Annotated in this window: 23 protein-coding genes; 8 read left to right on the top strand and 15 right to left on the bottom strand. The window is 58.4% G+C overall.

All coding sequences use genetic code 11. The features are described from left to right. Positions 1-20: 20 nt before the first annotated feature. Genes KI792_12015 through KI792_12000 form a run of 4 tightly spaced genes read left to right on the top strand, consistent with a single transcriptional unit; the run spans position 21 to position 3,268 of the window. Complete coding sequence (locus tag KI792_12015) at positions 21-968, top strand: zinc-binding alcohol dehydrogenase (GenBank protein ID MBV6633743.1); 948 nt, start codon at positions 21-23, stop codon at positions 966-968. A 28-nt stretch (positions 969-996) separates the two neighbouring features. Beyond that, positions 997-1,401 (top strand): 6-carboxytetrahydropterin synthase, encoded by a 405-nt coding sequence (locus KI792_12010; protein ID MBV6633742.1) that lies wholly within the window; start codon positions 997-999, stop codon positions 1,399-1,401. A 14-nt stretch (positions 1,402-1,415) separates the two neighbouring features. Further along, the gene (locus tag KI792_12005; GenBank protein MBV6633741.1) at positions 1,416-2,465 is read left to right on the top strand and encodes a glycosyltransferase family 4 protein; all 1,050 of its coding nucleotides are present in this window, start codon (positions 1,416-1,418) and stop codon (positions 2,463-2,465) included. Continuing rightward, a complete protein-coding gene (locus KI792_12000) occupies positions 2,462-3,268 on the top strand; it encodes a class I SAM-dependent methyltransferase (protein MBV6633740.1) in 807 nt (268 codons plus the stop codon). The genes KI792_12005 and KI792_12000 overlap by 4 nt, the downstream gene beginning before the upstream one ends. On the opposite strand, the gene KI792_11995 is transcribed toward KI792_12000, so the two are convergent. After that, positions 3,265-3,984 (bottom strand): RibD family protein, encoded by a 720-nt coding sequence (locus tag KI792_11995; protein ID MBV6633739.1) that lies wholly within the window; start codon positions 3,982-3,984, stop codon positions 3,265-3,267. The two genes, KI792_12000 and KI792_11995, sit on opposite strands and share 4 nt — an antisense overlap. 38 nt (positions 3,985-4,022) lie before the next feature. Next, positions 4,023-4,835 carry a creatininase family protein gene (locus KI792_11990; protein MBV6633738.1) on the bottom strand — a complete coding sequence of 271 codons (813 nt, stop codon included), beginning with the start codon at positions 4,833-4,835 and terminating at the stop codon, positions 4,023-4,025. Positions 4,836-4,950: 115 nt separating this feature from the next. Here KI792_11990 and pcaD point away from each other — a divergent pair, with 115 nt between their 5' ends. Together pcaD and KI792_11980 are read left to right on the top strand one after the other, a co-directional pair. Further along, on the top strand, positions 4,951-5,751 hold the full coding sequence (pcaD, locus tag KI792_11985; protein ID MBV6633737.1) for a 3-oxoadipate enol-lactonase: 801 nt from the start codon (positions 4,951-4,953) through the stop codon (positions 5,749-5,751). 139 nt (positions 5,752-5,890) lie between these two features. Further along, positions 5,891-7,291, top strand: coding sequence for an MFS transporter (locus KI792_11980; protein ID MBV6633736.1), 1,401 nt, complete (start codon positions 5,891-5,893; stop codon positions 7,289-7,291). On the opposite strand, the gene KI792_11975 is transcribed toward KI792_11980, so the two are convergent. From KI792_11975 to KI792_11950, 6 genes are all read right to left on the bottom strand, one after another. After that, the gene (locus KI792_11975; GenBank protein MBV6633735.1) at positions 7,288-8,169 is read right to left on the bottom strand and encodes a hypothetical protein; all 882 of its coding nucleotides are present in this window, start codon (positions 8,167-8,169) and stop codon (positions 7,288-7,290) included. The genes KI792_11980 and KI792_11975 overlap by 4 nt on opposite strands. 236 nt (positions 8,170-8,405) lie before the next feature. After that, the gene (locus tag KI792_11970) at positions 8,406-8,909 is read right to left on the bottom strand and encodes a CarD family transcriptional regulator (protein MBV6633734.1); all 504 of its coding nucleotides are present in this window, start codon (positions 8,907-8,909) and stop codon (positions 8,406-8,408) included. Positions 8,910-9,580: 671 nt separating this feature from the next. Beyond that, a complete protein-coding gene (locus tag KI792_11965) occupies positions 9,581-9,919 on the bottom strand; it encodes a ferredoxin family protein (protein ID MBV6633733.1) in 339 nt (112 codons plus the stop codon). 189 nt (positions 9,920-10,108) lie between these two features. Beyond that, the gene (locus KI792_11960; GenBank protein MBV6633732.1) at positions 10,109-10,693 is read right to left on the bottom strand and encodes a TerB family tellurite resistance protein; all 585 of its coding nucleotides are present in this window, start codon (positions 10,691-10,693) and stop codon (positions 10,109-10,111) included. A 161-nt stretch (positions 10,694-10,854) separates the two neighbouring features. Next, a complete protein-coding gene (locus KI792_11955; protein ID MBV6633731.1) occupies positions 10,855-11,238 on the bottom strand; it encodes an RNA-binding S4 domain-containing protein in 384 nt (127 codons plus the stop codon). Between the two features lie 33 nt (positions 11,239-11,271). Continuing rightward, positions 11,272-14,187 carry a DEAD/DEAH box helicase gene (locus KI792_11950; GenBank protein ID MBV6633730.1) on the bottom strand — a complete coding sequence of 972 codons (2,916 nt, stop codon included), beginning with the start codon at positions 14,185-14,187 and terminating at the stop codon, positions 11,272-11,274. Positions 14,188-14,390: 203 nt separating this feature from the next. Between KI792_11950 and KI792_11945 the strand changes: the two genes are divergently transcribed. Then, positions 14,391-16,052 carry a hypothetical protein gene (locus KI792_11945; protein MBV6633729.1) on the top strand — a complete coding sequence of 554 codons (1,662 nt, stop codon included), beginning with the start codon at positions 14,391-14,393 and terminating at the stop codon, positions 16,050-16,052. A 143-nt stretch (positions 16,053-16,195) separates the two neighbouring features. Beyond that, on the top strand, positions 16,196-18,151 hold the full coding sequence (gene htpG / locus KI792_11940) for a molecular chaperone HtpG (protein ID MBV6633728.1): 1,956 nt from the start codon (positions 16,196-16,198) through the stop codon (positions 18,149-18,151). A gap of 62 nt (positions 18,152-18,213) precedes the next feature. Here the strand turns inward: htpG and KI792_11935 are convergent, their stop codons facing one another. The 7 genes from KI792_11935 to KI792_11905 form a co-directional block, all read right to left on the bottom strand. Beyond that, positions 18,214-18,543: a hypothetical protein gene (locus KI792_11935; protein ID MBV6633727.1), complete on the bottom strand. Its 330-nt coding sequence runs from the start codon at positions 18,541-18,543 to the stop codon at positions 18,214-18,216. A 79-nt stretch (positions 18,544-18,622) separates the two neighbouring features. After that, the gene (locus KI792_11930) at positions 18,623-18,925 is read right to left on the bottom strand and encodes a hypothetical protein (protein ID MBV6633726.1); all 303 of its coding nucleotides are present in this window, start codon (positions 18,923-18,925) and stop codon (positions 18,623-18,625) included. A gap of 71 nt (positions 18,926-18,996) precedes the next feature. Continuing rightward, complete coding sequence (gene tadA, locus KI792_11925) at positions 18,997-20,403, bottom strand: Flp pilus assembly complex ATPase component TadA (protein MBV6633725.1); 1,407 nt, start codon at positions 20,401-20,403, stop codon at positions 18,997-18,999. 83 nt (positions 20,404-20,486) lie between these two features. Then, positions 20,487-21,350 (bottom strand): endo alpha-1,4 polygalactosaminidase, encoded by an 864-nt coding sequence (locus tag KI792_11920; GenBank protein MBV6633724.1) that lies wholly within the window; start codon positions 21,348-21,350, stop codon positions 20,487-20,489. A gap of 232 nt (positions 21,351-21,582) precedes the next feature. Then, entirely contained in the window at positions 21,583-22,299 is a 717-nt protein-coding gene (locus KI792_11915; GenBank protein ID MBV6633723.1) for a hypothetical protein, read from the bottom strand. Between the two features lie 115 nt (positions 22,300-22,414). Beyond that, positions 22,415-23,428 carry a DUF547 domain-containing protein gene (locus KI792_11910; protein ID MBV6633722.1) on the bottom strand — a complete coding sequence of 338 codons (1,014 nt, stop codon included), beginning with the start codon at positions 23,426-23,428 and terminating at the stop codon, positions 22,415-22,417. A 74-nt stretch (positions 23,429-23,502) separates the two neighbouring features. Continuing rightward, positions 23,503-24,939, bottom strand: coding sequence for a HAMP domain-containing histidine kinase (locus tag KI792_11905; protein ID MBV6633721.1), 1,437 nt, complete (start codon positions 24,937-24,939; stop codon positions 23,503-23,505). Positions 24,940-24,955: the final 16 nt, after the last annotated feature.

Below are 24,955 nucleotides of genomic sequence, written 5' to 3'. Positions count from 1 at the left end.
CTAACCTCACGGCCCAGGCGATTTGGTATCAGCCCGATGGCTCAGTCGCTGTGAAGGAAAGCCATTTAAACGCCGGTGAGGTACTGCTGAAGGCACGCTATTCCGGTATCAGCCGGGGCACCGAGCGGCTGGTTCTGAACAATCAAGTACCGGCCAGCGAGCATGAGCGTATGCGCTGCCTGCATCAGGAGGGCGCGTTTGGTGAGGCGGTTAAATATGGCTACTGCATGGTAGCGGAATGCGTTGAGGGCCCGGATAACCTGGTTGGCCAGCACGGCTTCCTGCTCCACCCGCACCAAACTACAATCCGGGTCGCGGCCAATAATCTAAATCCGCTGCCTCCGGGCTTGCCGCCGCGCCGTGCCTGCCTGACAGCGAATATGGAGACGGCGCTCAACATTCTCTGGGACAGCGGTGCCTCGGCCGGTGATCGGATTACCGTTGTCGGTGGCGGGGTTGTTGGGTTGTTGGTGCTCTCATTAGCCAGCCAACTGCCGGGTGCTGAGGTCAGCTTGGTTGATGTGAATACTGACCGGGCAAACATGGCCAAGCTGTTCGGCGCCGCCTTCGCAACACCAGATGATGCATTGGGTGGGCAGGATGTGGTGATCCATACCAGCGGGGTTCCGGCCGGTCTTGAAACCGCGCTTTCTCTCGCCGGTAAAGAAGCAAGGGTGGTTGAGGCCAGCTGGTACGGCGATAAGGCCGTGCCGATTACCCTCGGCGGCGCCTTCCACAGCCAGCGATTGCAGATTGTTAGCTCACAGGTGGGCAGCCTGCCGCCGGGTCGTGCCCCACGCTGGGACTACAGCCGCCGTATCGCCAAGGCGATGAGCCTGCTGCTTGATGAGCGTTTCGATAGCCTGATCACCGGTGATCTGCTATTCGACGCCGCCCCAAACGAACTACCGCAGCTGTTAACCGGCGATACCGCCGGCTTGATGACCGTTATCGATTACGGCAGCTGAAACCCACCGTAACGCTTGAGAGTTGCTTATGTACGCGCTTGAAGTTCGCGACCACATCATGATTGCCCATAGCCTCGCCGGTGAAGCCTTTGGCCCCGCGCAGAAGACCCATGGCGCCACCTTTGTTGTTGATGCCACCTTCTTCCGGCCAGAGCTGACCGAGAATGACATCGTGGTCGATATCGGCCTTGCCAGCGATGAGTTGAAGGCAATCCTGGCTGAGATCAATTACCAGGATTTGGACCAACATCCGGATTTCACTGATCGTCGTTCAACGACCGAGAAGCTTGCCAAATGGGTGTTCGATAAGCTTTGTGCCGCGATTAAAGCGGGCAAGCTGGGTGAAGACGCGAGCGGTATTGAGCGCATCCGCGTCACCATGAATGAAAGCCATGTGGCCCGTGGTTGGTTTGAAGCGCCAGTGCCGCAATAGGCCTGAGCCCGCCCATGCCCCCAAATGTCTACGTCGCCATCCCCGGTGATTTGAACAGCCAGACCGGCGGCTATGCCTATGCCCGCCATCTGCTGGATCAATTGCCGGGTGCTGGCTGGGTGCCCGAGGTGATTGCCCTGGATGGCAGTTTCCCAACCCCCAGCGACACGGCCCTAGCGGCGACCCAGGCTAAGCTTTCCAGCTTACCGGGCGATGTGCCGTTAATTGTTGATGGGCTTGCCTATGGGGCATTTCCAAAGGCTTTAACCGACGCTATTGTCGCCCCCATCATCGCCCTGGTCCACCATCCCCTGGCTTTAGAGACGGGGCTATCGACTGAGTCTGTGGCGAGGCATCGGGAGCAAGAGCGGGTTGCCCTATCGGCCGCCGAGGCGGTTATCGCCACCAGCCCGCATACGGCTAGCATTCTAGAGACAGATTACGGTGTTGATGCGGGGGTAATCACCGTGGCGGAACCTGGCATCCCGGCGCTACCCCGTAACCGACCGGATGGTGAGTTGCCACTGATACTGGCCGTTGGCACGGTTACGCGTCGGAAGGCGGTGGACCATCTGATCGCCGCCCTGTCGCCCCTAAAAGATCGGGCATGGCAGGTTGTTTGGTGCGGTGATACCGCGCGCGATCCCAACTATTTCGCTGAGGTTCAGGCCCAGCTCTCGGAGGCTGGCCTGGATGACCGCTTCAGCTTCGGCGGGATTATGGATGCCGACGCGTTGGCAGATCTCTATCAGCGCGCCTATCTCTTCGCCTTACCCGCCAGATATGAGGGGTTCGGGATGGCCTTTGCCGAGGCGGTCCGGTGCGGCCTGCCTGTTATTGGTTACCGGGCCGGGGCTGTCGGCGACACGGTGGGGGCAGGGGGCCTGTTGGTTGCCGATGGCGATATCTCTGGCCTGTCCCAGGCGCTGGCCACACTGCTTGATAATCAGAGTCAACGCGAAGAGTTGGCCGATGCCGCCTGGTCCCGGGGGCAGGGTTTCAGTACATGGCCAGAGACGGCCATCCAGGTTGCAGCTGTCCTCAACAAAGTGGTGGCGATGTGAGTGAGTTCAGTACCGAATGGCTCGACCTGCGAGCGCCGGCGGATCAGGCCGCGCGTTCCCTTCCCGTGCTGGAGGCGGTTCGGCATTTCTTCACTGATCGTGAGCGCATTTCGGTGACCGACCTTGGTGCTGGCACCGGCGCAACCCTGCGCGGTGTGGCGCCCTACCTTCCCGCTCACCAATCATGGGTGTTGGTTGATCAGGACCAGGCACATTTGGATGTCGCCGCCAACCGCACCGCGGCCTGGCAATCCGGTGGGGCTGTGGCTGCAAGTATCGAACTCTCAATGCGAACCGCTGATTTGGTGTCCGAGCCGACACCTTGGTCTGCGGATACCGATTTCGTCACCGCGTCAGCCCTATTCGACTTGGTATCGGCTGCATGGCTGGACCAGTTCATCGGGGCGCTGACCGCCAGCGGTAAGCCGCTTTTGGCGTTGCTGACCTATGATGGGCGATTGGGTTTTGAACCTGCACATCCTGGCGATCAGGTACTAATCGATGCCTTTAACCAACACCAACAGACGGATAAGGGGTTTGGTCCAGCGCTTGGCCCGAATGCCGCTCGTTATCTGTCGGATCGGTTGACTGATGCGGGGTATAGGCTGGTTGAGGGGGATAGCACCTGGCATTTAGATCCGGGCTTCACCCAGATGCGGCATGAGATGATCACCGGTTGGGCCGGTGTCGCTACGGAGATGGGCGTTGAAGCGCAGGTGATTGATGCTTGGCGTGAGGCCCATTGGACGGCGGATGATCTGCTCTCGGTCGGCCATACCGACCTGTTCGCCTATCCGGCTTAGGCTCGCTTCAGCTCACAATCGATCAGGTAGTCCCCGCCAGGCAGCGGGAAGTGCCGGGTGTTTAATTGCCAGGCATCGGCGATCCGATCACCCTTTGGGTTAAGGCTTAGGCCGACAGGTCCGTCACCTAAGATGATTGGGCTGACCAGTAGGTGCAGCCGATCCATCGCGCCGGCCTGCATCCAATGACTGACAGTCATGGCGCCACCCTCAATCAGTAACCGCGTCATGCCCCGCTGGCCCAGTGCTTCAATGATCTTAGGCACAGATATCTGGCCATCATCATCACAGCCAATTGGGATCGTGACCTCACACCCCTCAACACCATCATCTTCTCGGATCAGCTGCAGATGCCCGCAACCATCATCGGTGCGCCAACGGCTATCGCTTGGGGTTCGGTTGTTTGGGTCGATGACAACCCGGCTGGGGGAGGGGCCCGGCACCCGACGTACGGTCAGCTGCGGGTCATCGCTGATCACTGTGCCAGCGCCAACAATCACCGCATCGACCAGGGCGCGTAAGCGGTGCAGATGCTCTAACGCTGCCGGGCCGTTGATGTAATGGGAATCACCACTGGCGGTTGCGACCCGGCCATCCAGTGACTGGCCTAGTTGCCCAATGACAAAGGGTGCATCCCGACGCTTGGCATCAATCAATGCCGATAGGCTCTCCAGGCCGGGATAGGCGCTAGCGTCTTTAACCCCGCCATCCGCCATATCATCGATCAGCTGTGCCCAATCCTGTTCCAGCTGGGTCACGGCTCAACGGCCTCGCCATTCCAATCTGCATCCGCCATGGCGACGATCAGATCCGCGAGTTGCGGGCCGAAATAGTCGAGTAGGGCCGCCCCCAACATCGGTGTACCAAGATCAGCGCGGCCAATGGCGCCGGTCTCGTTGATATCGCTGGTCATCCAACCCCAGCCGATGGGGCCAGCGGGGAAGAGAGGGCTTGCCGGTGGCGCACCGGTGAAGTCCGCTGCTTTGTCCATCTGAACCAAATCCGGGCGCAGGGCCAGCATGATCGAGGTTTCCTGCCAGCCGCCATGGACGTCACCTGCCTTCGGTGCCGGTGGGTTCAGGCCCTCGGGCAGGCCAAAATTTGACCAATGCGGGGTTGCCACAAGCATCCCGGCCTCGGTCCGTAGGCGCAGGCTGGCAATCTCAGCCGCCGCCCGATTGCCGCCATGGGCGCTGAATAGAACAAGCCTGTCGATGCCAGCCTGTGCCAGGCTGATGCCCACCGATACGATCTGGGCAGCCATCTGCTCCGGGTCTTGTGACAGGGTGCCGGGCTTATCGCCATGCTCTGCTGAGGCACCAAGCCATAGGGTTGGCAACATAACCGCCGCGCGGTCCCGGTCCATCAGCTCAAGGGCGAGTGCCGCCTTATCGACGATGCCCTCAGCGATCATCTGATCGGTGCCGAGCGGCAGATGCGGGCCATGTGCCTCAACCGCGGCGAGCGGGAGGATGGCGACAGTGCCGTCGGCTAAGGGCCAGTCAGACTGGGTTAATTCGGTAAAGAACAGCATGGATAAGGCAAGGCTCGCGGGTTCGATGCGCAATGCGTCTTAACATTTTGTCAGCGCTGGTCCAGATTGCCGCCACAAATAATTATCAGCGGCGCGTGATCAATCGGGCCGTTTAGGGATCAAAACCAAGGGCAAACCGAGTTTAACCATGCGCAGCTCTACATTCATTGATTGCGACGGCACCCTGTTCAACACCATGTCGGCCGGACCTACCGAGGCGCGGCCCATTGTGTTTGTAAATGCCCTTGGCTCCGACCTTCGGATTTGGAACCGCACCGCCCGGTATCTTGAGGACCGGTTCCACATTGTCCGCTTTGATAATCGCGGCCATGGGTTGAGCGATGTTCCCATGGGCCCTTACACGATTGAGGGGCTGGCCGATGATCTCGCCTCAATCATCCAATCCATGGCGCTGACCCGTCCGCTTGTTTGCGGCCTCTCAATCGGTGGGCTGATTGCCCAATCCTTCGCGGCGCGGCATCCGGGTGCGCTCTCTGGTCTGGTTCTGGTCGGCACAGGTATGAGGATCGGCAGCCATGATTTCTGGCAGCAGCGCATCGATATGGTGCGTGAAGGTGGTATTGCCGCTGTTGCTGAAGCCTCTGCCGAGCGCTGGTTCTCTGATGAGTTTAAGGCCAAGAGCCCGGAGACGGTGCGCGGCTGGATTAACATGCTGCTGCGCTGTCCAATTGATGGCTATGTCGGCTGCTGTGAGGTTTTGCGTGATACGGACCTCACCGCCTCAACCAGCGGCCTTACCCTACCGACGCTCGTGCTCAACGGCTCCGAGGATCCGGCGACCCCGCCAGAGGGTGCCCGCGCCATCGCTGATGCAATCGCCGGTGCGCAGTATCAGGAACTACCGGGCCTCGCCCACTTCCCACAGATTGAGCGGCCGGACCTGATCGCAAAGCTGGTCGGCGACTTCGCCAGCCATCTCGCCAACTGATTGGTAGGTCGGGCCGGTAATGCCACACCGGTCTGCCATGCTTAATTAGCAAAGGCTTACACTTCCCCGATCTGTAAACTGGGTTCATAGTCATTGGGTGCCGCTGCGCTTTTGCGGTGGCGAAACACACCCCGGGGATATGTCCGGCTTTTCTACCCTTGCCCTGATCCTGATCTCTGCCGCGCTTGTGGCGGGGGGCAATGGCTTATCCCTAACCCTGACATCGGTTGGCGGCATCTCTGCCGGGTATGACGCCACGCTGATCGGCCTGATGGGCACGGCCTATTACAGCGGGCAGTTCATCTCTGCCTTCGTTATTCCACCGATGTTTAAGTATTCCGGGCATATCCGGATCTTTGCTGGGCTTGCCTCCTGCGGCGCTATCTCCCTGATGGTAATGGCGCTTAGCGACAGCCCTATCATGTGGGCCGCGATGCGGGTGGTGGCTGGTGTTGCCGTTGGCGGCATCGCCATGACGATTGAGAGCTGGATGATGGGGGCCGTGACGCCGGGTAAGCGTGGCCGCCTGATGAGCATCTACAGGATTGCCGATCTGGGCTCGATCACCGGGGTGCAGTTCCTGCTGCCCATCTTTGGCACCACCGGCGCCAATATCTTCATCATCAATGCGATGCTGTTCAGTTTGGCCCTGGTACCCCTGGCCCTTTCCCGCTTGATCAACCCACCGGCACCTGAGGTGGCCATGGTCACGCCCGGTTGGCTTTGGAAGCTGTCACCGGTGGCGATCACCGGTGTGGCGGTGGTGGCGTTGGTGAATGGCGCGTTCCGGACCGTTGGCCCACTCTACGCTGAGGCGATTGGCCTGGGTGCCGCCGGCATCGCCTCCTTCATCTCAGCCGCGATCTTGGCCGGGGCAATCTTCCAGTATCCGCTTGGCTGGTACTCAGACCGGGGGGACCGGCGTAACGTCTTGCTGTTCGCCACCGCTGGGGCGGGCATTGCCAGTATCACCATGTCCTTTGTCAGCGCCGAATGGGCGTTGATCGCGGTGTTCTTCTTTGGCGGGTTTGCGATGCCGCTCTACCCGCTCTCCGTCGCCCATGCTTATGACTTCGCGAAGCCTGAGGATTACATCCGACTTAGCGCCGGTTTCATTCTGGTGTTCAGTGCGATGGCGGCGATTGGACCGCTGATCGCTGCTGGCCTGATCAACATGTTCGGACCGCATGTGTTCTTTATCTACACCGGCGTCCTGCACCTATTCTTCATCGCCTTCGTCGTGGCGCGGATGCGGGTTCGCGATGCGGTGCCTGTGTTCTTACGTCAGCGCTTCGTTGCCCTGATGCGCAACTCACCGATGATTGGGCACTTCGTTAATCGTGGGGATGATAAGACGGCCGACAGTGAGGTGATGGCCGATACTATGCCGGCGGGTGCGGACCAAGCTGGCTGGTCCCCGGATATGCCGGATCGCCGCCAAGGGCCACGTCGGGAGAGTGATCGTCTGTCGCCTGAGGGGCAGGGCGGGCGCCGGGCATCAGATCAGCCAGGGCCGGTCACCGAGGGTGATGGCGGTTAGGCGGTCAGCTGACCGACGCTTTGCTCTTGGATGGCCGCCACGCTTTGGTATTGGCCAGCGATCTCGATTTTGCCATCCGGCCCAATCACCGCGAGATTGAGGGTCTTTCCACCATCGAGGCAGGCCGTAACTTTACCAATCTCCGGCTGGAACACTTGCTCACCCAACCCACGGCGTGGGCGCCAGCCGCGAACAATGCGGCCATAGCCATGGACCGGCGCATCAAGCTGGTCGAACCGCTGACCACCAAACCAAAGGGTCTCAGCTTGCTCTTCAAGTGGGGTTGTGGGGCAGATGCCGGCGCTGACCAGAACCGTGTTCAGGCCCTTTACATGGGGATACTCAGTCACCGCAGCGCGTTGGATTGCCGAGAGCAGGGGCCGGTGGCCATCATGGCGGGCAATGCTTTGGCGCAGGCCATTGGTCCAGCGGGTGATGGCCTGAGCGCCGCAACGGGCGGCATTACGGCCAGCGTGGATATCGCTGCCATAGGCGGTGACCAGCGGGGCGGCCCCATGGCTCAACATCCATTCGAGCACATCACTCGGTGCGGCGGCGAACTGAAGCTGCAGCAGCCGGTGCCAGATCTCTTCCTGGGCGCCACGCAGATAAACGAGGTCGGTGCTGAAGATGGCGGGTTTGGCCATCATCTCGCGGCGGAAGCGCAGTAATTCATTGATGGTCGCGATGGTGTCCTGGCCGCTCTCATCGCGTTGGCCAATCATATTGCCAAGATAGACAATGCGGTCGCCAGCCTGGAACCAATCGGCCAGGTCGGTATGTAGCGCGGTCAGCCGATCGACCGCGCCATGAATGGCGGGGATGGCCCAAATACGTTTTGGGCGCCCGAGTCGTGCGATTCGTTCGGTACCTGCCATAAAACCCAGAGCCGTGCCCCTTACGACCAAAGCATTGATGCGTAACGGAAAAACGGCGCCGCCACGCGAGTGCACGGCGGTTCTGCCGCGCACCTTCTCTGCCAGTGCTTTAAGTTTACGGGTGGCGAGTCGACCAAGCAAAACACGCAAGCCTAAAACAAGAAAACCTGGGGTGGTGTCACCCCAGGTTCACAGGCCGTATCGGCAATATTAGGCTTAAAAGCGCTTGGTCGTGCTTACGCAGCGGCCTTCATCAGCACTTTTTCAAGCTTGGTCGCTGCAGCTTCTTCGTCGATTTGCTCAACCGCTGCCAGCTCACGAGCAAGACGCTCAAGTGCTGCTTGATAGATTTGACGCTCGCTGTAGGACTGCTCGCCCTGATCATCGTTGCGGCGCAGGTCGCGCAGAACTTCTGCGATGGACACTGGGTCGCCAGAGTTGATCTTCGCTTCGTACTCCTGGGCACGACGGCTCCACATGGTGCGACGGACGCGGGTGCGACCTTGCAGGGTGGAGAGAGCAGTCTTCAGGCGCTCTTTAGAGCTCAGGCGACGGAGGCCAGAGTTTTTGGCCTTCTGCACTGGAAGCTTGAGGCGCATGCGCTCTTGCTTGAAGGAGATGGTGTACAGCGACAGGGCTTCACCGCCGATGGTGGTGGTCTCAATACCCTCGACCTTACCGACGCCGTGGGCAGGGTAGACAACCATATCACCCTGATTGAATTCTTGATCTTGGCTCATTTTAAAACTCTCTCGCTCAACACCGACCCCTATATGGGGGCCTCATCCCGTTAATCCACCCGCTTTTTCCCAGCATTTGCGCGCATGAAGGCGCATCGCTGAAAAGCGAAACCCGTGTCGACCGAGCGTGCTAAATGGGGGCCTAAGCATACTGCCTAGCGGCACGCGATAACGGTCGTCGTCTCTATCTTGCGTTCTCGCAAAAGACCGGCATGAATGTCGTGACAAGACCTTGTTAGGTCCGATTATCAATCGGTCACGGCAGTCGTCCCAGCTTGGAAACGATTAGGCGATGGGCATCGGCTTTGAACGCGCGATCGGCTCGCATCGGTCGGGCAGGTGGTGATTACCAGGGCTGGTAATGGACCAGGCTGCAGCATGGACACGATTCGTTCGTTGCTTCCTTCGCAGACGTTCTTTCAATCCCAAAGCAGAATTGAATATACGCTTTTTACAAAAAAATGACAACGCCCGTCCATGCGTCTAGACCAGGCGAACCGGGCGTTTCCGCCCAACTCCATGTTCTAATAATCGCAGATTTTCCCGAAAGTGCGAAACTAGTCTGAAACACAAATGAAAGCTCATGCCAGCCATGTGTGCAGTGCAATGCGTAGGCTAGGCACGTCAACCGGTGTGACGGGGGCTTTCCCTAGTGGGCCTTTAGTCGCCCCCTAGTCGCCGTCACCAGGCTTATCGCTGAAGAATTTTTTAAACTTATCCGCGACGCCCTGCATTTCGTCAGCGTCAGCAGGTGGCGATTTCTGGCCAGTGATGTTTGGCCATTTCTCAGAATACTCGCGGTTCAGCTCAAGCCACTGCTCTGCCTTATCATCGGTATCGGGCAGGATGGCTTCCGCTGGGCATTCTGGTTCGCAGACACCGCAATCGATACATTCATCAGGGCTGATGACGAGCATATTCTCGCCTTCATAGAAGCAATCCACCGGGCAAACTTCCACGCAATCGGTGTATTTGCATTTGATGCAGGCTTCGGTCACCACATAGGTCATCGATCAAACTCGTCTGGGCAAAATCGGTAAAGGTTGCTTGCGATCACCCATATAGGGTGCCCGCCGCATTCTTGGAGGGCTTTAACTCATTGAGAGGGAGCGGTTACCGATATTTTCGCGTGTGATCAACCCGCTTCAGCCGATTTCGAGGTGAAGCGGGCCAATCTGACCCAGTTAAGGCCGTGGTTTTTAGGCGTTTAGGGTGTTCCCCATATTGCGCTGGTTCTTCTGCTCTTGTTGAGCGGCAAGGCGCTGCTCTTCCTCAAGCTCTTTCTCAGCTTCCACGTCTTTCTGGTGGTCTTGGGCCATACGGGTGATGCCAAGTGCGGCCGCAACCCGCTGACGGGCGAGGGCTGGGTTGCCCTTAGGCACATTGAGCATGTTGCCCATCTGGGCCAGCAAGGCCTGCTCAAGCGGGTCCAAGTGGCCGTCGCTCAAGACGACATCGCGCATCATGGCCATCAGCTCCTGGCGCTGACGTAGGCTCATGCCCTCTTCCAATGTGTCCGCCACGTCGTAGAGGTTCACATGGTCCTCAGTCTTCTTCTCAGCAGCGCCCATGAGCTGTTCGGCGCCATCTTTTTGCAGTCCAAACTTAATCCGCAGATTGCCGAGCACCGCTTGACGCTCAGCCTCACTCATCCGGCCATCCATCTTTGCTGCGTTCACCAACAGGATAGCTGAGGCCATTTGGGTGTCCTCAAACTCGCCTACCCGTGCATCGCGCAGGGCATGTTGGCGAACCCGGTTCACCAAATACGAGTATTTTGCCATCGGTGTTTTACTCCTTCTTTCATCCGATTTTTCTTTCCATGTCCTGCATATGGGAACGAATGATGAAAGTTGTTCGGCCTAATCGTAATTTTTTCGTTCTTTTTCAGTAACATTACCAGATATTATCGGGCGCTGATAGAAGGCGGAACAGAAGTGGAAAATCAGTCTTTTCCGCGCAATTTCTGCAAAGCCCTTCGATCCTTTGCCGAAGGCCGCCCCTCGGGTCGTGGTGCCGCGGTTTCCTTGGGCATTCTAGCGCTAATTCGGTCGCTTGGCAGTCGCGTTTCTTTCGAGGGGGGATCAAGGTCCTCGTAACAGGCTTGCGCCTCTGGTGCCGGGCCGCGTCTTGGCGGCAGCTCTAGCACCTTCACCACACGGATGTGGTGCCCTTGGGCAAAGGTCAGGGTGTCACCGATTGTGATCTGGCTATGGGCCTTATTAGTGGCGGTGCCATTCACCCGAACTTTACCGCCCTGGCAAAGCTTGGCCGCCAGGCTGCGCGTCTTAAAAAAGCGGGTGTGCCACAGCCATTTATCCAGGCGCATGCGCGCCTGCTCTTCAGTTGCCTTGGGCAAGGCTTACTCGTCCCCGGTCTGTTGCTGAAGGGCGCGCAGCTTCTCAAATGGTGAGTGGGTGAGCGGGGCGCTGTCGCCGCCCTTACTACCGCCTTTACCGCCGCCAGCTTGCCGTTGACCACCCTTACCGCCTTGGAACTTCTGATCCCGGCGTTTGACCTTATTGGGTTTACCACCGGCTTTCTGGTCGGGGCGACCACCGCTGCCATGGCCCTGCCGTGGCTTGCTACCGCCCTGGCGGCGTTGGCTTGGTTTTCCGCCGAGGCGTGGCTTGGTAAGGCGGAAGCGCACCGGCGGTGCTTTGGGCTCCGCTGGTTCTGCCTTTTCTTCTGCCGCAACCTCTGGGGTTGGTTCTGCGGCTGGCTCAGCGGCGGGTTCTGCTGATGCTTCAGCGGCTTCGTCAGCTTTGGTCTCGCCAGTGTTTTCTTCAGGCGTTTCGGCGGGCGTTTCAGCAGGGGTTTCGGCGGCGGGCTCGGCCGGGGTTTCAGCCGCTGCTGCTTCAGTTGCCGCCGCTTCTTCTGCTGCGCCTGCTTCGGGTGTTTCCGTCTCTGGTGGCAGTTCTTGATAGCCAAGTGCGGTCAGAACAGCCTTTAGATCGTCGAGCGAGCAGCCAAGCAGTTCGGCCCAGGCGTTATCCATGGTCACAACTGCACCGGTGGCGCCGTCATGCATGTTGGAGATAACCCGGTCCAGGATCTCCATCCGCACTGCCAGTGGGCCAACAACGGGGTAGCCGATCATGTTGTAGAAGACATGCGGCACGCCCTCTTCCGGCTTCAACGATGTGCGGCCATTAGCGGGGGTTGGTGCCNGCAGGTTGCGGCCCNGATGCAGCGACCAAAGCAGGGCGCGCAGATTAACCGCATGGGTTTTGCCAAGCTTAGGCAAGAAGACATGCAGCGGGCCAAGGCGGATGCCAGCCTTATGCAGGGCGCGGCGGTCATCCTTCTCCATCCCGCCGAGCAGTTCTTCAACCCGGTGGCGTGGCTGGGCGCCCAGGCCTTCAAAGACCTGGAATGCAATACCGCGGGCAGGGCCGGTGCCCTCTAGGCTCTCACAGGCAAGCAGTGGGCCGAGGATTTCTTCGATATGGGTCTTGAGGAACTTCTCAAGGCGCTGTTGAACCTTGTCGCGCTGACCACCGTCGAGCAGCTCGGTCGGCAGCAGCTCAATCTTGGGCTTCAGCGCGTGCTCACCGGCAACCAGCTTGGCAACCGGTGCCTGGCGCCAACTTAGGTACCCATCGGGGGCGAGGGCGAACATGCCGTCGATATCGTTCTCGCAGGCCTGAACCCGGCGCTGGATCTCATCGGTCAATGCCCGGCGCGCAGCGGTTTGGATCGCAGGGGCATCACCACCCGCGGCCGTTTGATCCTCAATGAAGCGGAAGCCTTTCAGCTCTCCGACGAATTCGCCTTCCACGATAACCTCGCCATTTTGCCTGACCGCGCCGGTGAGTGGCGCGCCCGATTGCAGGTGTCGTAATAGAGATGCGGACCGTTTATCAACGAATCGTTGGGTTAAACGTTCATGTAATGCATCTGAGAGCTGGTCCTCTAACGCCCGGCTGCGGCCTTGCCAGTGTGCCGGATCGTCCAACCATTGCTCCCGGTGGGAGATATAGGTCCAGGTGCGGACATGTGAAATACGCGACATTAGCGCATCGATATCGCCATCCGTCCGCTCAAGCTTGCTCAAATGATCCGCCACCCAATCATGGGGCAGCCGATGTCCGGGGCCGTTCAGATGCCGGTACACCTGCGCCAACAGCCGCAGATGGGCATCCGACATAATTTTTCGGAAATCTGGGATCTGGCAAACATCCCAAAGCTGCTTAACCCGTTCGGGGTCGCAGGCGATATCCGCGATCTCTTTATCTTGTGACAAAGATTTCAGGGCAAGGTGATCCTCTGCGTCCCGCATGCGGATCAGCACATCATCCTGGGCTGGGCGGTCTAGGCTGGCCAGCAGCCGGTCCGTGGTGCGGAAATCGAGGTCGTTGTTGCGCCAGACAATCTTGCGCACGGGGTCAAAGCGGTGGTTCTCAATCGCCTCTACCTGCTCTTCCTCAAACGGCTTGGCATTTGCCGTGGTGCCGAAGGTGCCATCAGTGATGTGGCGCCCGGCACGGCCGGCAATTTGGGCAATCTCATGATTGTGCAGGCGCCGTCGGCCCCGCCCATCAAACTTATGCAGGCTGGCAAAAGCCACATGGGTGACATCCATGTTGAGGCCCATACCAATCGCGTCGGTGGCGACCAGGTAATCCACCTCGCCGGACTGATACATCTCAACCTGGGCGTTGCGGGTGCGTGGGCTAAGGGCGCCGAGGACCACTGCCGTGCCGCCACGATGGCGTCTCACCAGCTCGGCTAGCGCGTAGACATCATTGGCTGAGAAGGCGACCGCCGCTGACCGGCGGGGCAGGCGGGTGACCTTCTGAAACCCGCTATGGGTCAGGGTGGAGAAGCGGGGGCGGCCAATGATCTCTGCATCTGGTATCAGGGTCCGGATGATGCCGGCCATGGTGTCGGCACCCAGTAGCATCGTTTCCTCTGTTCCCCGGCAATGCAGCAGGCGGTCGGTGAAGATATGCCCCCGCTCCGGATCGGCGCAGAGCTGAACCTCATCGAGCGCGACGAAGGCCAGCTGTTTATCAACCGGCATTGATTCAGTGGTGCAGAGGAAATAGCGGGCCCCAGGTGGGATAATCCGTTCCTCACCCGTGATCAGGGCGGTGGCGGCGCGCCCTTTCAACTCACAGACTCGGTCGTAGTTTTCGCGCGCTAACAGGCGCAGGGGGAAGCCAATCATCCCACTGTGGTGTGCAACCAAGCGTTCGATGGCGAAATGCGTCTTACCTGTATTGGTCGGTCCCAATACCGCGGTTATTTTGGCCAGATCGTCGTAAATCGGCATAGTTTGGCGGGTTTCGGGCTCAAATCGGCGGGGTTAGCGCATAAAAATGCGGCTTCTACCCTATAAAATAGGCTCAACGGGCTGGGATGCGATACCAATCGCCATGATTATGCCTGTTGGCACTGCTATGGGCGTTATCGCTATGCTGGTGCTAAGCAGTATTGAAGAGAATTAAACCAACTGTCGAGTATGGGAGAGCGGGCGTGAGCGTTTCGCAGCAACTCATCATCAATCGGTTTGGCCGCTGGGCCGGTGCCATCGCCCTAGGTGTGGCCATGTCATGGTCGGCCCTGACCTTGGATGCGCGGGCCCAAGAGGCGCGCCTAATTCCAGCGCAGCTTGGCGGCGCCGGTGCCGTGGCCACCCCAACTGAAGCTGAAGCCGTCCGCATCCGCCAGGGTGTTGAGCAATGGCTACTCGACTACATCCCGCCAGGCAGCCCGCTTTCTGAGGTGGTTTATCTGGAGGGTCAGGTTGTGGTTGAGCCGGTGGGTGAGCGCTTCGCCGTTACCCTGCCGGACATCATCGTGACCCTGGCGGAGGGGCTGTACCTCCCCATTGGTGTGATCACGCTGTCCCTAGAACCAGTTACGCCTGTCACCTATCGGGTTGCCTTGAGGCTGCCTGAGCCGCTGCGGATGGTGAATGATGAGGGCAGCACGGTTGGTGAGCTTGATCTGGGTCGCCAGCGTCTACGCGGTGTGTTCGATACCCGCCTGCAGAGCATGGTGGATATGGATTATAGCGTCACAGACATCGCGTTGCGGATGCTGCCATCGATGGTTGGCGGTGTGGACCAAGGTGAGCAGCTTATCGATGTGATGAACCTAGGCAGCATCACTGTAGCCGGTCAGATGACCCTTGATGAGCAGCTTCGCGCTAGCGGCCCAACGGTGATCACGATTGAAGAGTTTGAGCAGAAGGACTTCAACGGCAATCGCCTGTTCTACATCGGCCGGGGTCTTGTGGAATCTGAAGTCCGCAGCTTCGATATGGTCGCCTACAACAATTTTGGCCGAAAGTTTCAGGGGCTGGCAGAGGCGTTTTTACCTGGCCCGGATGGTGAGCTACCAGACCGCAATACCTCAGATTTCCTGCTGAACACGCTGCAGGTTGAGCTTCAGGCGTTGCCCGCATTGGTGGGTGATGCCGCGATGGCCGTGACGCTTAACAATGTTGTCGGCAATGACCCGACAATCAGCACCGGCTTCTCATTCGACCAGCTGATCTACTCAATCGTTGGGCGCAATTTTAACCAAGATGTTGGCCGTCTTCAGATCGGCTACGAGCATTCTGGTTTCAGCGTCTTGCCTGAGCCCTCCGGCCCCGACGTTACGCCGCGTCTCGCCTCTTTTGATATTGAGGTGAATAACATCCCCAATGCTGAGCTTTGGCAACACATCACCGGCATTCCGAAAGACATGTCGCTCTATGGCAATCAGCCTGGTGTGAATTACAGCGTTGAGAAGCTATGGCACGCCCTGGCTCAGGCGAGCACAGAGATCGTTTTGAATAAGGGTTATCTCGACTCTCAAGAGATGGACCTCCGCACGACCGGCTCAGCGCTTTTTGATAATGGCGCAGATTATAAGATGGTTGCCGCTGCTAACGTCCGCCTGATTGGTATGGATGAGATGCTAAACCGCGTTGCGCAGAGCAGCACCAATGATCCTTTGGGCCAAGCAATCATTCTTGGCCTTCGGACGATTCAAAGTCTGGGTGAGGTTGGTGACCCGATCGGCGGGCGAAGTGCGCGCGAGTATAATCTAGAGGTTGAGAGCAATGGTCGGGTGACCATCAACCGCCAGAACATCTCTTCCTTGCTGGCCACATTGCTGACCATTCCATCATCTGGGGATCAGTAGGCGCTACAAACTGGCTTACTGCTGGAATTGCATTCCCCAACAATCTAACCATATCAGCGAACGGGCGCCTTTGAGCGCCCGTGGCAGTTTGTGGCCAAGCCATGGACGCCATTACTGACGATCATAGAAACCAATTTTGAACCATGACCGCATCCACAAAACAGAATGATGCTTCCTCCGAAGCGACCGAAACCCATAGCTTCCAGGCGGAGGTTAGCCGCCTACTCGATATCGTTGCCCACTCGCTCTATTCCGAGCGTGAGGTGTTTCTGCGCGAGTTGATCTCCAACGCAGCCGATGCCTGCGACCGACTTCGCTATCTGGCCATCACCGATCAGAGCTTGCTGGGGCAGGAAACCGAACTGCAGATCCATGTAACGATTGATAAGGGGCAACAGCAGCTGACCATTGCCGATAACGGCATTGGTATGGGCCGGGATGAGTTGATCGATAATCTGGGCACGATTGCCCGCTCTGGCTCCGGTGCCTTCATGAAGGAAGTTGCCGGTAAGGCGGATGACAAGGATGCTGCCGTCAATCTGATCGGACAATTCGGCGTTGGTTTCTACTCTGCCTTCATGGTCGCATCAGAGGTTGCGGTGGTGTCCCGCCGCGCTGGTAGCGATGAGGTCTGGCGCTGGGTCTCCGATGGTCGGGGTGAGTACACGACAGAAGCGCTGACCGGTAAGGAAGCCACCGACACCCCGCGCGGCACCCGCATCACCCTAACCCTGCGTGAGGATGCGGAGGAGTTCGCCGAAGACGCCCGTATTCGCGAGATCATCCACAAATACTCAGATCACATCGCCCTACCAATCCGCCTTGGCATGGCAAAGGATGGCGCCACACCTGAAGAGGTCGAAACGGTCAATAAGGCGTCAGCCCTCTGGACCCGTCCAAAGTCTGAGATTTCGGATACGGACTATGTGGAGTTCTATCGCCACGTCTCCCATGCCTTTGATGAGCCTTGGATGCGCTTGCATTACAAGGCCGAGGGGATGATTGAGTATGACGCGCTGGTCTTTGTGCCGACCGCGCGGCCCCATGACCTCTTCGACCCGGCGCGTGAACAGCGGGTGAAGCTGTTCGTTAAACGCGTTTTCATCACCGACAATTGCGAGGGGCTGGTTGCCCCGTATCTGCGCTTCACCCGCGGGATCGTGGATAGCGCTGATCTGCCGCTCAATGTCAGCCGTGAAATGCTGCAGACCAACCCATTGGTCAAACGCATCCGCAATGGCCTGACCAAACGCATTCTGAGCGAGCTCGCCAAGAAGGCGGAGAAGGAGCCGGAGGAGTACGCAAAGTTCTGGGAGCAGTTCGGCGCGGTCCTGAAAGAAGGTCTCTACGAAGATGCCGAATACCGCGACGAGATTATGAAGACGGTGCGCTTCCGCTCTTCCACTCGTGACGGGCTGATTTCGATCCAGGATTACATCGATGCGATGAAACCGGGTCAGGATCACATCTTCTATATCGGCGGTGATGACGACGACGCGCTGCGCCGCTCGCCACAGCTTGAAGGCTTCAATGCCAAGGGTGTCGAAGTGCTGTTGATGACCGATCCGATTGATGAGTTCTGGATTCCCACAGTCATTCAGTATCAAGACAAGGCCTTTAAATCGGTCACCCGTGCCGGCGCTGATCTTGATCAGATCAATGCTGAGAAGAAAGAGGGTGAAGCGGAGAAGCCAGCCGAGGAGACCAAAACAGATGGCGCCGTCGATCTGCTAGCGGCCACGCTGAAGGTTGCGCTGGGTGAGGCGGTTAAGGATGTGCGTGCCTCCAAGCGATTAACCGATAGCCCGGTTTGCCTCGTCTCTGATGATGGCGATTTGGATTTGAACATCGCCCGTATGCTGAAGGCGAATAATCAGCTGAACCAAAATCCATTGCGGGTGTTGGAAGTGAACCCAGATCACGCCCTGATTAAAAAGCTCGTTGAGCAGGCCCAGGCGGCCGGCGATGATGCGGCCAATGCACTGAATGATGCCGCCCATCTACTGCTTGATCAGGCCCGCATTTTGGAGGGCGAGACGATCCCCGATCCCGCTGCATTCGCCAGCCGCTTCTCGCGGGTGATGGAGCGGGGGCTATAAAAGAAAAGGGGCAGTGGTCTGTTACCACTGCCCTCTTTTATCTGTCTTGTAGCTGAATCGAATTACATCCGAGCTAGGCGCCGACGATATTTGTCGCCTTGCTTGTTCGCGTTTACTGCTTGGCGCTCATTGCCCATCTCGCTAAAGCGGTTGGCTTGCCGATCATGGTAATGGGCCCGGGCCGTATCGCGCATGACGCGAAGGTCTTTTGAAAAGCTGGGTGCCAATGAGCCAACAATGAAACCGGGCACTGCACCAACACCGCCAGCGAAGAAGCCGACTGCCGCGCCTGCCAAGCCCGGCCGACGTTTAGCCCATTCCCAAAGGCCCTCAGCAGGGCCAATCTCTGTGCGGTCATCGCGGCGTGGGCCGCTCGGTAGTGCAGTGCTCATCGATCATCATCCCCTGATGCATTGGTATCGTGAATCAGGTTTATGATGCGCAACGATGAAAGCGCCAAAGACTAGGCGTCTAGCGGCGGCGAATAACGGTTTTGTAAGTCCGGATTGGGCCGTCTTCCTCATCCACCTCAACCACCTCAATCTCACCCATATTGGGTAGGCGTTTTAAAGCTTCAGGGTGGATATCGGTAAGCTGAACGAGGTCACCGGGGCGCCGCTTAAGGGTTAGCGTGCCATCGTCATTCATCGCCATCATCGGGCGATCGACATCAGTGTCGCGGGCCATGATGGCAATCCATAACCGGCCATCCGGTTCCAGAACGAAATCGTAACGGCCTTCAATATGGCCGCGTTTTCCGGCGCCTCTACTCATGACAGGATCTCAATGCAACGCAGGTGATCAGCCCGGCAATTGGTAGGTTAGGGCGGGCTGCTTGGCAATAATTACTCAGCTGGTTCGGTAACGGCCTCACCATCGCTATCGGCCTGCTCGGCCGCTTTTTCAGCGGCTGGTTTGGCGTCCGGTGTGCCCTTGGTCTTCTTCAGCTTCGCGATGAAGGCGGGGTTGCTTGGTGGCCGCATGGGGCCAAGCAGGGCCTCATACTCTTCCGGTGCGATGATCCCGCGCGCCACATGGGTTAGCGCGTGGTCATGCATGGTGAAGCCACTCAACTTCTGCGTCCAATAGGCCCGTGCGGTACCGGTGTCCCCATCGCGCAGATAATTCATAAGCCGTTGATCAGGCATGATAATTTCAGCAACAGGGATGCGTCCGGTTACGCCGCGCGTACACTTCACACAGCCGGGGCCACGGGCGTATAGCTCATACTCATTCGGGTTGAGGATGGTTGTGACCATGTTGACGAAGTCAGGGTCATACTTCCCCTCGGCCACCGCTTGCTTAAACGGGATACGGCAATGGGGGCAAAGCTTCTTAACCAGGCGCTGGGCCCACATGCCGGTCATGATCGACGGGTCATAAATCTTATACGGATCGATGCCCAAATCGCGGAGGCGGTTCGGGATCGACATGGCATCAAGTGCGTGCAGGGTCGACCAAACTTGGTGGCCGGTCATGGCTGCCTGGGTAGCGAGGTTGCCTGACTCATAATCCCGGATCTCACCAATCATGATGACATCAGGGTCGGAGCGTAGTGCGGCGATGATCGCCTCATCGAACTTGGTTCGGCGATCCTCCGCGCCACGGGCGCTGGTTACGGGGATCTGGCGCACGCCACGGATGGGCGCCTCCGGTGGATCCTCAACAGAAAGAACCGTTTGCTCGCCCCGTCGTTCTTGGAACAGCATCTCAAGATTGATGCGGGTACTGGTGCTTTTACCCGAACCGGTTGGGCCAGCGAGGATAATCAGCCCGGTCGGCGTTGCCCGCAGGCGGCGCATCTGGCGCTGCTGATACTTGGTGAAGCCAAAACGCGATAGGTCGCGGGCGCCAAATGGTGGGCTACGGTAAAGCAACCGCATCACCAGATAGCGGCCATAATTGGCCAGCGGGTTAAACTGCAGACGGACGGTTTCAACCTGCTGCGGCAGCTTCAAGGCGCCCTGAGAGATACGACCGGAGGAATAACCAAACGCGTTGTAGGTCGCGTCACTGGTGTCAGACATGTTGAAGACAGCCTGCATCAGTTCCTGACACATGCCGGGTTCCATCTGGCTGAACTCAATAACCACGCCATGGACGCGGAATTGGACGACAGCCCGTTTATTCTCAATCGCGATATGGACGTCGGAGGCACCGGCCTTCACCGCATCCTCAAGCAGCCGGATAATCTCCGCCTGCATAGGCTCGGGTACCTGCGCACCCTGCTGGGGCTGCTGATCTACTGCCATGTTTATTGCTCCCGCCTACCTGTTCACCAAACGCCGACCGGTTGACGGCCTATGGCATCAGGTACCCGCATATAATCATTATCTTATTCGATATCTGGCGGCGGGCATAGCCGCAGCCAACCATCAAGCACCTGCCGCTTGATAATGCCCATGGCGCCGAAACTCTGCGCCGCGCGGCAAAACTCTAAATCTGACCGGCTGGACTCAGCAAACTCCACCAGGAAGGCGGGTTTGGTCTGATCCAGGAATGGTTGGCTCTCATTGCACCAACCATCCTCAAAGCAGCCGCTCAAAACCACGAAATCATAATCCATGGAGAGCGGCGCGATCTGGGAACGGCTATTCCACAGGCCAATGCTTAATCCACGTTGATGGGCCTGATCAGCAATCCAGCGGTTAAAGGCCTGTTGCTGGCGCTCGCCAATCGGGAAGCCGGTACGGAATAGGTAATTCTCAAGATTGCCAACCAGGGCACCGTCAAAACCCTTATCCCGGCAGCGATCGAGGCGGCCCTGGATCATGGGTGCAATGGCGTCGATATCCCGGATATCGAGCCAGCGCTGGTTTGGTTGGCTCTCAACTCGACGGCCAACGGTCAGTGGTGGAACCGAGCCAAAGTCGTCTGCATTCTCAGCGATTGTGCCACCGTCGAAATAGCAGACCGCCGCCGCACCACCAGCACGGATCGAATTAATCTCATCCGGTAGCGCGTCCTTTAGATCGAGGACTAGGAAGTCAACGACCCGCTGCAACTGCATTGGGGTTGAGAATTGAAGGTCAAACCGGGCATCGGGTGCCGGTGTCCAGCGTGATGGCGTGATCACCGACACGGGCTGTGCCGAGGCGGTGCTGCCAAGAACGAAAACCCACGCCGATAGCGCAACAACGGCGGCAGCGGCATGCTGGAGGCGTTTGGTCAGACGCCCTCGACGACTAGGCCGAAACATCAGCGGGGGAACTCCATCAACTAGGAAGCGAAACACTATCCATCAGTATGCGGTATCCATGCCAAGCTCGCAAACGAGCACCGGCTATTTCGGGGCATTTTGCCCCGATGCTGTTGCCCGCCATCTGCGGCCCCTTGAAGAGGCCGGGCTAAGGCTTGGTGGCAGCCCAAACAAAAACCGCGGCTGAGCGATGCTGCCGCGGTTTTGATCTAGTGTCCATTGGACCGTTTGATTACATGGCCAACCGGCGTTCTTGCACTGGTGGCTGCATCGCCGCTGGTGCTGGTGTGGCTGGTGTCGGGGCGCCGAATGGTTGGCCCATCTCGCGCCGCTCTTGCAGTTTGCTCAGCATCGCCGCGGTATCGATACCGCCTGCTGGGCCTTCACCTTCCATACCCATGGATTTTGCCATCCGGCTTTCAGCGGCAACACGCTTGGCATTGCCATCATCCGGCAGGGTCTCAAGGGTTGAGCGTTCGCTCTGCTCGCCAAGGCCAGTCATCATGGTGACGCCGCCAGCTTCGCCATGGTGGCTCTCGCTCAACTGAACGTCGCGGTAGCGGTTTGGACCTGCGGTTGGGCCTTCCTCGCTGAACGCTTTTGCATGTGCATTCAAGGTCGCGGCACCGGCACCCATAATCGGTGCCGCGATGCTGACCCCGCCGGGCTGTTCCCAAGCCGGGGTGGCTGGCGCCTTATCGCGCGGACCCACATCAACATCGGAGAAATCGTCGTTACCGCCCTTCGTGAAGGCTGAAGAACCATTGACCGTGCCAATGCCCTTACCCGCGTTACGAACGGCGGAACCTGTCAGGCCTCGCGTCGATGCCTCAGGTACGTCAGAGAGTGCTGAATGCGCCAGTTTTGACCCATCAGCCTCAGCTTTTAGAGATTGCATGGTGCGATAGGTATCTAACCGATCCCTCGCTTCAGCCACCAATGCAGTCATAAACACCCCTTTCACTTCCCACTAAACGATAGGGCAGAACGGGCGTTTGTCCAAGCAAAACTTACGTTTGCGGGAGGATTTCGCGCATTAATTATATGATACCCAATTTAAGGGCCTAGTCTTCGATATCGTTCAGCTTCCAATTGAAGGTGGTGCTGTCGATCTCGCTGGCGCCGGTCAGCATAGGGTCGAGCGGGTCTTTGGCGTATTTCCGCAGGTGGTTAATCACCGCAATATCCCCGCTTTTCCGGCCAAAATCCTCGGCGTACCAATCATATAGGCTGGAAACGTGAAGCCGTCGATCCCCCTCAAGCGCATCCTTCCGTTTGCCGATTTCACGGATCGACGCGCCCCTTGTGTGGTTGATGAAACGAATTGCCGCCTCATCCAGCAATTTATCAACGCTATCGGCCCGAAAAGCGGTTGGGCTTGGCTCTGGGCAGCCCAAAGCACCGCAGCTGAGACCGTAAAGTAGGCGTGGATCTTCCCAAATTGGGCGCAAAATGCCGTGGGCGATATTGTCCAGGCTAAGCGCCCGGCCTTCCACACTGACCAGTCGTGCGGTCCAGGGACCCCGTCGCACCGGGTCGTCGGACAGGTCAATGTCCAGGATGCTGGCCACCGGGTAGTGGTCCAGAATGATCTTCATGATCAGCGCGTTATAGAGGTTTAACCAATAGGCACGCTGTTCATCCCGGTTGAGGTCGGTGACGGTCACCGCCTGCATGCGGGTCAGGTAATCATCCAGCCGCTGCCGGTCCGATGGGCGTACAGCGCCATAATCAAAGCGGGATAAGTGTTCGCGGCGGCCATGGTGCTTACCGACCACTTCAAACTGATCGTGGATCTCGTAATTTGCAAAATGCCGATTGTTCCGGCGCTCGTTGGAGCGGATCGTTTCAAGGCTGCCATCAAACGGGTCGGCCACCTCAAGATAGATATCCAGCATTGCTTGCCAGTCATCATGCTCAAGCGTGACCTTGGAGCTGGGCTCATGGGCCAACCAATGCTCATCAATAAGCTTAGACTTCTGCCCAGCTAAGGCGATGGCGCTGGTCAGTGTCAGTGTCAGGGTCAGCGCTGTCACAGCGCCGATTGAGAGGCATGCCAAACGATGAAGCAGGCGCATTGCCGCGATCCTTCAATACGGTGTCGAACCATCAGAATCGCTGATCTGGCTGTAGATCACTAGCCTTGCCGGGCTTACTCGGCGGCAGAGGCGGAGGGTGTTGCACGGTTGCTGGCAGCTTGCCGTGGGTTGGGCAGGCGGATGCGGAACCGGGTGCCGGCGCCGTCGGTCTTCTCAAGCGTTAGGTCACCGCCATGGGCACGAACAATTTCGCGGGCAATCGTTAGGCCAAGGCCGGTGCCACCACCCCGGGTTGAGCCGGCAAATGGCACGAAAAGGTTGTCTTTCGCGCGCGGTGGTAGGCCGGGGCCATCATCCTCAATCTCAACCGCGATTTCTTTCTCACTATCCAGCATGGCCAGCGAGAGACTGACCGTTACGGCGCCGGCCTCAAAAGCATTGCGCCCAAGATTGGCAATCACGCGGTAAAGCTGCTCACGGTCGGCATTGAGGTTTAAGTCGCCTTCAATCGTGTTGTTCCAATACCAGTCCTGGCCTTCCGGGGCGAAGGCGACCAGCTCCTCACCAATCTCATCCAGCAAGGGCATCAACTGGAACGGCTGACGCCGCACGGGCATTGAGCCCTCTTGGGAGAATTTGAGTGTCTCACTACAGAGGTCGATTGCCCGGTTGATTGAGGTCTCAAGCCGGGGGGCGACCTTGGCCACCTGTTCATCCTGGCTGTTGCTGAGGCGTTCTGAGAGCAACGCCGCCGTGGACAGGATATTGCGTAGGTCATGGTTAATCTTGGCAACGGCGGTGCCTAGCAGCGCCAGCCTAGTCTTCTGCCGCAGGGCCTGCCTGACCGCATCTTGCATAACCGCGAGCTCTCGCTCGGCGAGGCCCATCTCATCAATTCGGCCGCTTTGGTTCACCGTGCTGGCATCGCTTTCCGGCGCATCGCGGAAGGCGATCATGGAGCGCACCATGTCTTGCAGCGGGGTCACCAACAGGCCGCGTAGTGCCAGGAAGACCAGTAACGCCGCCATGATTGAGATGAATAGGGATAACCAGAAGATACGGACTGAGAAGTCGATCATCTGCTGCCTGAGCGGTGCCTCATCCATCCGGATTTTTAGCGTTACACCCTCAGCATTGGTGGGTTCACCAATGACATCGATGACCCGATCATCGGTTGTGGCCAGGGTGGCAAAGGCATCAAGGATGAGGGTTACGAACCCCGCCTCGCGAAGATCGTAGGTCTGATCGCTGCCGACGGAGATGATGGCCGCAAGCTCGACATCCTGCTGGCCATCCACCTTACGCATGATCTGGTGCGCACCAACGGTGCCCAAAAGCTCTGCCTGCATTACCTCGGGCAACATGCCGTCGGCGTCGGCCTCAAGCACCAGTGTCGCCAGATAGGATTGGTCCAACCGCTCTTGGAAGTAGACCAGGCGGTAGCGGCCGATCGACGGCGCAAAGATAAGCACCTCGGCCAGAAGGACGAACAGAACGGTTAGGACCAGCAGCTTCAAAGAGAGGCTGCGCGCTATCGGTTTCAGTAACATCGGTTCCCAGGCGGTG

The organism is Alphaproteobacteria bacterium SS10 (assembly GCA_019192455.1).
Lineage (GTDB): Bacteria > Pseudomonadota > Alphaproteobacteria > TMED2 > TMED2 > TMED2.
Note: the sequence above shows the minus strand (reverse complement) of the source record. Positions and strands in the feature narration are given on the sequence as shown.

Excerpts from the sequence above, each read along its gene's own strand:
- KI792_12010 (MBV6633742.1), top strand. The coding sequence starts at position 997 with ATGTACGCGCTTGAAGTTCGCGACCACATCATGATTGCCCATAGCCTC.
- KI792_12005 (MBV6633741.1), top strand. The coding sequence starts at position 1,416 with ATGCCCCCAAATGTCTACGTCGCCATCCCCGGTGATTTGAACAGCCAG.
- KI792_11995 (MBV6633739.1), bottom strand. The coding sequence starts at position 3,984 with ATGGCGGATGGCGGGGTTAAAGACGCTAGCGCCTATCCCGGCCTGGAG.
- pcaD (MBV6633737.1), top strand. The coding sequence starts at position 4,951 with ATGCGCAGCTCTACATTCATTGATTGCGACGGCACCCTGTTCAACACC.
- KI792_11980 (MBV6633736.1), top strand. The coding sequence starts at position 5,891 with ATGTCCGGCTTTTCTACCCTTGCCCTGATCCTGATCTCTGCCGCGCTT.
- KI792_11975 (MBV6633735.1), bottom strand. The coding sequence starts at position 8,169 with ATGGCAGGTACCGAACGAATCGCACGACTCGGGCGCCCAAAACGTATT.
- KI792_11970 (MBV6633734.1), bottom strand. The coding sequence starts at position 8,909 with ATGAGCCAAGATCAAGAATTCAATCAGGGTGATATGGTTGTCTACCCT.
- KI792_11965 (MBV6633733.1), bottom strand. The coding sequence starts at position 9,919 with ATGACCTATGTGGTGACCGAAGCCTGCATCAAATGCAAATACACCGAT.
- KI792_11960 (MBV6633732.1), bottom strand. The coding sequence starts at position 10,693 with ATGGCAAAATACTCGTATTTGGTGAACCGGGTTCGCCAACATGCCCTG.
- KI792_11955 (MBV6633731.1), bottom strand. The coding sequence starts at position 11,238 with ATGCGCCTGGATAAATGGCTGTGGCACACCCGCTTTTTTAAGACGCGC.
- htpG (MBV6633728.1), top strand. The coding sequence starts at position 16,196 with ATGACCGCATCCACAAAACAGAATGATGCTTCCTCCGAAGCGACCGAA.
- KI792_11935 (MBV6633727.1), bottom strand. The coding sequence starts at position 18,543 with ATGAGCACTGCACTACCGAGCGGCCCACGCCGCGATGACCGCACAGAG.
- KI792_11930 (MBV6633726.1), bottom strand. The coding sequence starts at position 18,925 with ATGAGTAGAGGCGCCGGAAAACGCGGCCATATTGAAGGCCGTTACGAT.
- tadA (MBV6633725.1), bottom strand. The coding sequence starts at position 20,403 with ATGGCAGTAGATCAGCAGCCCCAGCAGGGTGCGCAGGTACCCGAGCCT.
- KI792_11920 (MBV6633724.1), bottom strand. The coding sequence starts at position 21,350 with ATGTTTCGGCCTAGTCGTCGAGGGCGTCTGACCAAACGCCTCCAGCAT.
- KI792_11915 (MBV6633723.1), bottom strand. The coding sequence starts at position 22,299 with ATGACTGCATTGGTGGCTGAAGCGAGGGATCGGTTAGATACCTATCGC.
- KI792_11910 (MBV6633722.1), bottom strand. The coding sequence starts at position 23,428 with ATGCGCCTGCTTCATCGTTTGGCATGCCTCTCAATCGGCGCTGTGACA.
- KI792_11905 (MBV6633721.1), bottom strand. The coding sequence starts at position 24,939 with ATGTTACTGAAACCGATAGCGCGCAGCCTCTCTTTGAAGCTGCTGGTC.